Genomic DNA, 8,785 nt, shown 5'->3' with positions numbered 1-8,785 from the left:
GCCTTCCAGCGCGCCGTCGGCATCTATCCGATCGGATCGCTGGTGCGGCTGCGCTCCCATCGGCTGGCCATCGTCGTCGAGCAGAATCCCGATGACCTGACCCTGCCCATGGTCCGTCCCTTCTATTCGCTGGCCGACCGCGCCTTCGAAAAGGGTGAGGATATCGATCTTGCCAATTGCTATGGCGCCGACCAGATCATGACCCGCGAGACGCCCGAGGGATGGGACATGGCCGAATGGCCCGCATTGAGCGCGAAATTGCTGGCTGCGGCGGGCTGAACCTTCCCGCTTGCCGCCCGTTCCCGGCAGAGCGATAAAGCCGCATGATCGTGCCGGACTTGCCCTCGACCGCCGCGGGTGTCGCGGCTCATTATGACGAGCTCGATCTCGCCTACAGGCGCATCTGGGGCGAACATGTGCATCATGGCTACTGGCGCACCGGCCGCGAAAGCGCGGCGGAGGCGGCCGACGCGCTGGCTGATATCGTCGAGACACGGCTGGCGCTGGAGCCGGGGCAGAGGCTGTGCGACATAGGCTGCGGCTACGGCGCGACGGCGGCGCGCATTGCGGCGCGGCATGACGTGCACATCACCGGCGTCACCCTGTCCGCCGCGCAGCAACAGATCGCCGACACGCGCCCGTCGCCGCGCTTCACCTGTCTGCGGCAGGACTGGCTGCACAACGACTTCGCCGACGCAACCTTCGATCGGGCCTGGGCGATCGAAAGTTCCGAGCATATGACCGACAAGGCCCGCTTCTTTCATGAGGCGGCACGGGTGCTGCGGCCGGGCGGGAGGCTGGTGGTCTGCGCCTGGCTGGAAGGCGAGGCGGTTCGTCCCTGGGAAGTCAAGCAGCTGCTCCAGCCCATCTGCCGTGAGGGTCGGCTTCCCAGCATGGGCAGCCGCGCCGATTATGAGATGCTCGCGGCCGATGCGGGCTTTGCCCTGACCGCCTATGAGGATGCCAGCGCCCGCGTCCGGCGCACCTGGACGATCTGCCTGTCGCGGCTGGCGAAAGCATTGTTGACTGATCCTGCGCTGCGGCGGCTGGCGCTCAGCCGCGGGACGACGAACCGCCGCTTCATGCTCAGCCTGCCGCGCCTGATCGTCGCGCTGCGCACGGGCGCGATGCGCTATGGCATCTTTATTTGGGACAAGCCTCTGGACGGGGCGGCGCCAATAGCCCCGAACAGCCTCCCTCGGCGGCTCTAGAGCAAGTCTCAATCGAATTCATACGCCCTTTCGCCGTGAAGGCTGAGATCCAGTCCGTCATGTTCCTGTTCGGCATTCACGCGCATCGGGAGAAGCAGGGCTGCCGCACGCGCCGCGATGAAAGTCATCACCACCGACCAGAGAGCCACGACCAGAACCGCTTCCGCCTGCACGAACAACTGACCCGCAATGCCATGCCCGGTGTCCATCCCCGTGCCGCCAAGCCGCTCGCTGGCAAAGATCGCGACCAGAACCGAACCCAGCATTCCGCCGACCCCATGCACCGCGAATACATCAAGGGTATCGTCAATCTTCCACCGGTGCTTCACCGCCAACACCGCAGCGAAGCAGACCAGCGAACCCATGATCCCGATGACGACCGCACCGGCGGGCGAAACATAGCCGGCCGCCGGCGTTATCGTCGCAAGGCCCGCGACCGCACCGGTCACGACGCCGATCGAGGTCGGCTTGCCGATCTTGAAATGCTCCGCCGCTGCCCATGTCAGCGCCGCCGAACTGGCCGCCAGATGCGTGGCGATGATGGCCGCGCCGGCAGCCTGATCGGCAACCAGAGCCGATCCGCCGTTGAATCCGAACCAGCCAACCCACAGCATGCCTGCGCCGATCATCGTCATCGCGGGGCTGTGCGGCGGGATCATCGATTGCGGAAATCCCCTTCTCGGCCCGACCATGATAGCCAGCACCAGAGCCGCCATGCCCGCGGTGGTGTGGACCACGATGCCGCCGGCAAAATCGCGCGCGCCGCGCTGCGCCAGCCAGCCTCCATCCCACAGCCAGTGCGCGGACGGGGCATAGACCAGCACGAGCCAGAGGCCTGAGAACAGCATCAGCCAGCCGAACCGGACCCGTTCCGGAAAGGCGCCCACGATGAGAGCCGGGGTGATAATCGCAAAGGTCATCTGATAGAGCGCGAAAACATTTTCGGGCACTGTCAGTCCCTGCCGGATGGCGCTGAGTCCGGTAAGCCCGACCGCAGACAGATCGCCGATGAAGGCGTTATCGCCGCGGAATGCAAGGCTGTAGACGCCGAGAAACCAGAGGATCGAGGCCAGCGCCGCCAATCCGAAACAGTGCATCAGCACCGACAGGAAATTCTTGGCGCGAACCAGCCCGCCATAGAAAAGCGCCAGCCCCGGCAACGTCATGAACAGGACGAGAGCGGCCCCCACGATGAGCAGGAGCGTGTCCGCCTTGTCGACAACGGCTGCGGCAGGCGCTGCCTCCGCCATGCTCGCGCAGGATGCCAGGCAACAGGCCGCACCCAAGCGAAATATATCACGCAACATAATGTCTCGTTCCTGCCCCCCGACTCTCGTTCGCGCGGCAGCTAGCCTCCGGCAGTGCCGTGCGCAATGCATAACAGCGCTTGGCGAACGGAAAGGAACGGTCGCGGCTGACCTCAGGATAGAGGTGGCGGGCCGGAGGCGGGTTACCTGAACAGGCCGCCAAGAATCAGATTTCGACCTGCGATCCCAACTCGACCACCCTGTTGGTCGGCAAATTGAAGAAATCCATCGGCGTCACCGCATTGCGCATCATCCAGGCGAACAGCTTTTCGCGCCAGATCGCCATGCCGGGCTTTTCCGAAGGGATCAGCGTCTCGCGGCTGAGGAAATAGCTGGTGTCGATGACATTGATGGGACCGCCGCAACCGCTGACCGCCTTCATCGCGGCAGGAATATCGACCTCTTCCATGAAGCCATGGCGCAGCACGACGCGATAGAAGCCCGAACCAAGGTCGCTCACTTCCGCCCGGCCATCCAGCGGCAGATGGGGCACGCCCTTCGTCTTGACGGTCAGGATGATGATCCGTTCATGCAGGATCTTATTATGCTTCACATTATGCAGCAGCGCGGGCGGCACGCCCTCCAACCGCGAATTGAGGAAGATCGCGGTGCCCGGCACGCGCTTTAGGGATTTGGCGACGGACTGGATGAACAGTCCCACGTCCATCGCCCCTTCCATCAGATAGAAATTCATGATCTTCCGGCCCGTGGCCCAGGTGGTCAGCATGAGGAACACGGCCGCGGCCACCAGCAGTGGGAACCAGCCGCCATCGGGGATCTTGGTGGCGTTGGAAGCAAAATATACCCCGTCCACCATCAGGAACAGTCCCGTCACCGCACCAGCCAGCAGCGGCGGCCAGCGCCAGACGGTGAAGGTCAGAACGCCGAGCATGCAGGCAGTGATGACCATGGTGCCGGTCACCGCAATGCCATAGGCCGCCGCCAGATTGCTGGACGACTGGAAGCCCAGCACCAACAGCACGACGAACAGCAGCAGCGTCCAGTTGACCAGTGGCACGTAAATCTGACCCTGCGCCGACGCGCTGGTGTGGGCGATGCGCAGGCGCGGCAGGAAGCCCAGCTGCACCGCCTGCTGCGTTACCGAAAAGGCGCCGGAGATCACCGCCTGGCTGGCGATGATAGTCGCCAGCGTGGCCAGAATGACCAGCGGCAGCCGCGCCCATTCCGGCGCCAGCAGGAAGAAGGGATTTTCCGCCGCCTGCGGCTGATCGAGCAGCAGCGCGCCCTGCCCCATATAGTTGAGCAGCAGGCAGGGCAACGCGGCATAGAGCCAGGCGATGCTGATCGCCTTGCGCCCGAAATGGCCCATGTCGGCATAGAGCGCTTCGGCCCCCGTCACCGCCAGCACCACCGAACCCAGGGCGAGGAAGGCCAGCTCGGGGTCGAGCAGGAAGAAGCGCAGCGCCCAGAGCGGATTGACGATGCTGATGATTTCGGGATGGCGCGCGATGTTGAGCAGGCCGAGCCCGGCGAGCGCAAGGAAATAGAGCGCCATGACCGGCCCGAACAGTGCCCCAACCCTGGCGGTGCCATGTTTCTGGATCAGGAACAGGCCGATCAGGATGATGATCGCAATGGGCAGGACGAAGGGTTCGAAGCCCGGATTCACGACCTCCAGCCCTTCGACGGCAGACAACACGGAAATAGCCGGGGTAATGATGGCGTCACCGTAGAAGAGCGCGGTCGCCAGCACGCCCAATATCGCGATCCACGGCGTCCATCGGGTGACGCCCAGCTTGCGCGAGATCAGCGCGAGCAGCGCCATGCTGCCGCCCTCGCCATGATTGTCGGCACGCATCACGATAAACACATATTTGACCGTGACGATCAGCGTCATCGTCCAGAAGATCAGCGACAGCACGCCATAGATATGCTCCGGATCGACCGCCAGCGGATGATGGCCGACAAAGCTTTCCTTCAGCGCATAGAGCGGCGAGGTGCCGATGTCGCCGAACACCACCCCCAGCGCGCCCAGGGCGAGAGCCGGCAGCTTCCCATGCACTCCATGACCCGAAGCATCGCCCGCGCTATCCGTCATCCACGCACCCGCTGTTACCCGCCGCGCCCTTTGCACAAAGCCGCATAGGATTGCCAGTGCGGCTTTGCCCAGGCGGCATAGGATTTGCGTAGGATTCGCATAAAATTGCGGCAAATCCTATGCAATTTCAACGCGGCCCCCGCTTTCCCGCTCTCGATAAGCTATGCGATGCTGGGTAAATCGGCCTTCTCCGGTTCGAGGATGCCTGTGATGACGCGCTGGTATGACCATAGGGGTGCAAGGATTTTGTTGCGGATCGCGGGGCTGATGCTGCTTGCGTCCGCCTGGCCCGAAGAAGGCCTGTTGCGCCGGCTGGTGATGGCCAACCCGGCGGAGGGCATGACCCCAACGCAATATCTGCTCGGCGCGCTGCTGTTTCTGAGCGCCACCGGCGGGGCCGCGCTGACCGCCATGGGGGCGGGTCTCTGGAAGCCCGTCAGCCTGTCGGAACGCTGGTCCGCTTCGCTGCCGTCCGCCCGTCCGGGCGGCCGGATTGCGGAAGGCCACCGTCACCGGAGAGATTCTTCGACCCCGGCCTAATTTTTCTTGTTGGCCTGACCCGGATTATTGCCGTTTTGCCCCGGCGTTGCGCCCGCCTGACCGGGTGGGGCGCTACCGCTGGCGGGGGTCGATCCCGACTGGCCGGGCGTCGTGCCATTCTGTCCCGGCGCGCTGCCCGAATTGCCGGGCGAACCGGAGGAAGAGGCGCTGGTGCCGCCGCCCCCCGATGAAGCGGTCGACCCGGCATAGCTGGCGAGAAATGCGCTCGTATCGTCCAGGGCGCCGTTGATCGACTGGCCGAGCGCCCAGGCGCCGATCGCGACCGAACCTGCCAACACTCCCAGCAGCAGCGCATATTCGGCCGCCGATACGCCCGAACGGTCGGCTGCCAGTCTTGCGATCAATCCGGACCCCCGCACCATGGACTCCCCCCTGCCCCACTGCGACGGCGATATTGTGCGCCTTTCGACCCGCCATGTAAAATCAATTAACCTCAGCGTCAGTTCACCCAGCCGCCGTCGATCACATGCACCGCGCCAGTGGTGAAGGCGGCCTCATCGCTGGCAAGGTAGAGCACCAGCGCCGCAATCTCCTCCGCCGTGCCGAGCCGCCCCATGGGCTGGCGGGCGGCGAAATCCCGCTGCGCCTTTTCATAATCTCCGGTGTCGCGCAGCCGCTGCTGAAGCGAGGGCGTGTCAACCGTGCCGGGGCAGATGCAGTTGCAGCGTATCCCCTGCCCGACAAAATCGGCGGCCACCGCTTTGGTGAGGCCGATCACCCCCGCCTTGCTCGCACCATAGGCAAAGCGGTTGGGGATGCCCTTCACCGAACTGGCGATGGAGGCCATGTTGACGATCGAACCACCGCCCTTGGCCAGCATCCCCGGCAGGAAGGCGCGGATGCTGTGATACATGGCGGTCATGTTGAGCGAGAGGGCGAAGTCCCAATCGTCCTGCGAACATTCAAGGATGCTGCCCGCATGGACCACGCCCGCGATATTGGCGAGAATATCGATGGGCCCGATCTCTTCCGCCAGTGCCTCCACCGCCGCGCCGTCGGTCACGTCGAGGGCGCGCAGCTCGCAGCCCTCCAGCCCCGCCAGCGCTTCCAGGTCGCGGTCGGTAGCGAACAGGCGGGCGCCTTCTTCGACAAAACGTTGCGCCGAAGCCCGCCCGATGCCCCGCGCCGCCGCCGTGATCAGCGCAGTCTTGCCCGCTAACCGGCCCCTCATGCGCGCACCCGCGCAGGCAGACATTCCGGGCCAATGGGATCGAAAGCCTTGTAGGTCAAAATAAACTCCTGATGGCCAAGCATTTCGGAAACGCTGCGCTCGCCGGCCGCCACGGCCAGCACCTTGTCGTAGATTTCCCGCCCCACCTCTTCGAGCGTCGCATCGCCCTCCAATATGCGCCCCGCATTCACATCCATGTCGGCGGCGAGGCGGCGGCCCGTGTCGGGATTGGCGCAAATCTTGATGACCGGCGAAATGGCCGATCCCACCACCGATCCGCGCCCGGTCGTGAACAGCGTCAGATGCGCGCCGCAGGCGATCAGCTCCACAATCTCGGCATTGTCGGAAATATTGGGGAAGCCGAAGCGCGGCTCCCCATCGGGCACGACGTCGAGCAGATAGAGGCCGCCCACCGGAGGCGCATCGCCCGGCTTCAACAGGCCGTCGATCCGCGAGCTGCCCGACTTGGAATAGGCGCCCATCGACTTTTCCTCCTGAGTCGTGAGACCGCCTTCCGCATTGCCCGGCGCGAAGCTGCCAAAGCCCATGATCGTGTAATAGGCCTCCGCCTTCTGCACGCACGCCTCGATGGCGACGGCGAGTTCCGGGGTAGCGGCGCGATCGGCCATGATCTTTTCGCAGCCGACCAGTTCGCCGGTTTCCTCGAAAATGCAGGCCGCGCCATCAGCCACCAGCCGGTCGAACGCCCGCCCGACCGCGGGATTGGCGGTGATGCCGCTGGTGCCGTCCGACCCGCCGCAAATGGTGCCGACGACCAGTTCGTCAATGCCCATGGGCACGCGTTCGACTTGAGCGGCGGCGGCGCGCACCCGCTCGACCGCTTCCAGACCCGCTGCTATGGTGGCGGCGGTGCCGCCTTCCTGCTGGATCACCAGCAATTCGGTCGGGCGACCGCTCGCCTCGGTCACAGCCTTCAGCCGTTCGCGGTTGAAGCTCTCGCACCCCAGCGAAATGATGACGAGGCCACCGACATTGGGATGGGTGGCGATCGCCTCCATCACCTTGCCCGCATAGGCATTGGGGTAGCAACCCGGAAAGCCGATCAGCTGCACATCGGGATCGTCCGCCCTGTCGACAATCCGCCGCGCCACATGATGAGCGCACTCGACCAGATAGGCGACCGCGACAATATTGCGGATGCCCTTGCGGCCGTCCTGTCGGAGCCACGCCTCGATCATGCGTCCTGCTCCAACGCGGTGCGGGTGTGACTGCTGATATAATCGCTCTTCATATTGTGCATATGGACCCAGTGGCCCGCTGCGGCGTCCGCCGTCATCGATCCGATCGGCGCGCCATATTTGATGACCTTGTCCCCGGCGCGCAGGGGCATGCGGGCGATCTTGTGGCCGATGGCGATGCCTTCGCAGGCCGGGATGGTGCCGCCGGACAGGGGTGGATCGCCTGCCGCTATGGCGCGGACGCAGATCAGGACATTGTCGTCCGGGTGGAGCAGGATGAGGCGGGCATCGTCCTCAAGCATGATTGATGTCCTCGAGATGGTGAAGGGCTGCGTCGAGCGCAGGCCAGAGAGCGTCGGGCAGGGCCGCATCGAGCCGGGCGATGCTTTCCCGCACCTGATCCGGCCCGACGAGGCCGGGGATGACGGAAACGACCGGATCGCGGCGCAGCGGGAACTGCAGCGCGGCGGCGGGCAGCGGCACGCCGAAACGGGCGCAGATTGACGACAGGGCATGAGCGCGGGCGAGTATGTCCTCGTTGGGCGCGGCATAGTCGTAGTGCAGCGGTCCCGTCAGATCGCGGGCCAGGATGCCGCTATTATAGGGGCCGCCGACGATGAGCTTCACGCCCCGCTCGGCGCAGCGTTCCAGCAAGGACTCCGCGCTCCGGTCGAGCAGGGTGTAGCGCCCGGCGAGCAGGATCGCGTCCAGATCGACATGGTCGAGGAGTTGGTGGCAGATCGCGACCTCGTTGACGCCGATCCCGATGGCGCCGATTGCCCCGGAGGCACGCAGGTCGGCCATTGCGCGATAGCCGCCGTCGAGAAAGGCTTTCAGATGATCGGCATGGCGCGCGCCATGGGTAAGGCTGCCCAGATCATGGGCGAGCAGAAGGTCGACCCTGTCGCGGCGCAGACGGCCAAGGCTCTCCCCGAAGGAACGCAGCACCGCGTCATGCGAATAGTCGAAATGCGGCTCGAACGGGTCGGCATCGACAAAGCCGTGGCGCTCGCCCTTGGCCTGCGTCGGCATCAGCAGACGGCCGACCTTGGTAGAGATCATGGCCTTGCCCTGCGGATCATGCTCGGCCAACGCCGCACCCAGACGCCGTTCGGCCAATCCGAAGCCATAATGGGGCGCGGTGTCGAAATAGCCGATGCCCGCCGCGAAGGCCGCCGCCAGCGTGGCCTGCGCCTCCGCCTCGCTGACCACGCGATAGAGATTGCCGATGGGCGCGGTGCCCATGCCGAGCGGAGGAAAGGCGCTCATGCCCAGCC

General features: G+C 65.0%; 9 protein-coding genes and 1 pseudogene. 3 read left to right on the top strand and 7 right to left on the bottom strand.

Annotated elements, in window-relative coordinates; all coding sequences use genetic code 11:
- Together ACFC3J_RS20930 and ACFC3J_RS20925 are read left to right on the top strand one after the other, a co-directional pair.
- A pseudogene (locus ACFC3J_RS20930) lies at positions 1-279 on the top strand (HD-GYP domain-containing protein); the annotation flags it as partial.
- Between the two features lie 44 nt (positions 280-323).
- Positions 324-1,211 (top strand): class I SAM-dependent methyltransferase, encoded by an 888-nt coding sequence (locus ACFC3J_RS20925; RefSeq protein ID WP_375197919.1) that lies wholly within the window; start codon positions 324-326, stop codon positions 1,209-1,211.
- Between the two features lie 8 nt (positions 1,212-1,219).
- Here ACFC3J_RS20925 and ACFC3J_RS20920 read toward each other — a convergent pair whose 3' ends face one another.
- Positions 1,220-2,518 carry an ammonium transporter gene (locus ACFC3J_RS20920; protein ID WP_375197918.1) on the bottom strand — a complete coding sequence of 433 codons (1,299 nt, stop codon included), beginning with the start codon at positions 2,516-2,518 and terminating at the stop codon, positions 1,220-1,222.
- Between the two features lie 166 nt (positions 2,519-2,684).
- Positions 2,685-4,577, bottom strand: coding sequence for a potassium transporter Kup (locus ACFC3J_RS20915; protein ID WP_375197917.1), 1,893 nt, complete (start codon positions 4,575-4,577; stop codon positions 2,685-2,687).
- A 210-nt stretch (positions 4,578-4,787) separates the two neighbouring features.
- Between ACFC3J_RS20915 and ACFC3J_RS20910 the strand changes: the two genes are divergently transcribed.
- Positions 4,788-5,117, top strand: coding sequence for a hypothetical protein (locus tag ACFC3J_RS20910; protein WP_375197916.1), 330 nt, complete (start codon positions 4,788-4,790; stop codon positions 5,115-5,117).
- On the opposite strand, the gene ACFC3J_RS20905 is transcribed toward ACFC3J_RS20910, so the two are convergent.
- The 5 genes from ACFC3J_RS20905 to ACFC3J_RS20885 all read right to left on the bottom strand — a co-directional run bounded on the left by ACFC3J_RS20905 (position 5,114) and on the right by ACFC3J_RS20885 (position 8,777).
- Positions 5,114-5,500, bottom strand: coding sequence for a hypothetical protein (locus tag ACFC3J_RS20905; protein WP_375197915.1), 387 nt, complete (start codon positions 5,498-5,500; stop codon positions 5,114-5,116). The genes ACFC3J_RS20910 and ACFC3J_RS20905 overlap by 4 nt on opposite strands.
- Positions 5,501-5,577: 77 nt before the next feature.
- The gene (locus tag ACFC3J_RS20900; protein WP_375197914.1) at positions 5,578-6,333 is read right to left on the bottom strand and encodes an SDR family oxidoreductase; all 756 of its coding nucleotides are present in this window, start codon (positions 6,331-6,333) and stop codon (positions 5,578-5,580) included.
- Positions 6,306-7,508 (bottom strand): UxaA family hydrolase, encoded by a 1,203-nt coding sequence (locus tag ACFC3J_RS20895; RefSeq protein ID WP_375197913.1) that lies wholly within the window; start codon positions 7,506-7,508, stop codon positions 6,306-6,308. Before ACFC3J_RS20895 ends, ACFC3J_RS20900 begins: the two co-directional genes overlap by 28 nt.
- Entirely contained in the window at positions 7,505-7,810 is a 306-nt protein-coding gene (locus tag ACFC3J_RS20890) for a UxaA family hydrolase (RefSeq protein WP_375197912.1), read from the bottom strand. The genes ACFC3J_RS20895 and ACFC3J_RS20890 overlap by 4 nt, the downstream gene beginning before the upstream one ends.
- On the bottom strand, positions 7,803-8,777 hold the full coding sequence (locus tag ACFC3J_RS20885) for an aldo/keto reductase (protein ID WP_375197920.1): 975 nt from the start codon (positions 8,775-8,777) through the stop codon (positions 7,803-7,805). Before ACFC3J_RS20885 ends, ACFC3J_RS20890 begins: the two co-directional genes overlap by 8 nt.
- Between the last annotated feature and the right edge of the window lie 8 nt (positions 8,778-8,785).

The sequence above is a fragment of the Sphingobium sp. genome (genome assembly GCF_041987595.1).
Classification (GTDB): Bacteria; Pseudomonadota; Alphaproteobacteria; order Sphingomonadales; family Sphingomonadaceae; genus Sphingobium.
The sequence above is the reverse complement of the archived record's forward strand: the minus strand, read 5'-3'. Positions and strand labels throughout refer to the sequence as shown.

Coding starts and splice junctions, on each gene's coding strand:
- ACFC3J_RS20885 (WP_375197920.1), bottom strand. CDS start 8,777: ATGAGCGCCTTTCCTCCGCTCGGCATGGGCACCGCGCCCATCGGCAAT.
- ACFC3J_RS20890 (WP_375197912.1), bottom strand. CDS start 7,810: ATGCTTGAGGACGATGCCCGCCTCATCCTGCTCCACCCGGACGACAAT.
- ACFC3J_RS20910 (WP_375197916.1), top strand. CDS start 4,788: ATGACGCGCTGGTATGACCATAGGGGTGCAAGGATTTTGTTGCGGATC.
- ACFC3J_RS20900 (WP_375197914.1), bottom strand. CDS start 6,333: ATGTCTGCCTGCGCGGGTGCGCGCATGAGGGGCCGGTTAGCGGGCAAG.
- ACFC3J_RS20915 (WP_375197917.1), bottom strand. CDS start 4,577: ATGACGGATAGCGCGGGCGATGCTTCGGGTCATGGAGTGCATGGGAAG.
- ACFC3J_RS20920 (WP_375197918.1), bottom strand. CDS start 2,518: ATGTTGCGTGATATATTTCGCTTGGGTGCGGCCTGTTGCCTGGCATCC.
- ACFC3J_RS20895 (WP_375197913.1), bottom strand. CDS start 7,508: ATGATCGAGGCGTGGCTCCGACAGGACGGCCGCAAGGGCATCCGCAAT.
- ACFC3J_RS20905 (WP_375197915.1), bottom strand. CDS start 5,500: ATGGTGCGGGGGTCCGGATTGATCGCAAGACTGGCAGCCGACCGTTCG.
- ACFC3J_RS20925 (WP_375197919.1), top strand. CDS start 324: ATGATCGTGCCGGACTTGCCCTCGACCGCCGCGGGTGTCGCGGCTCAT.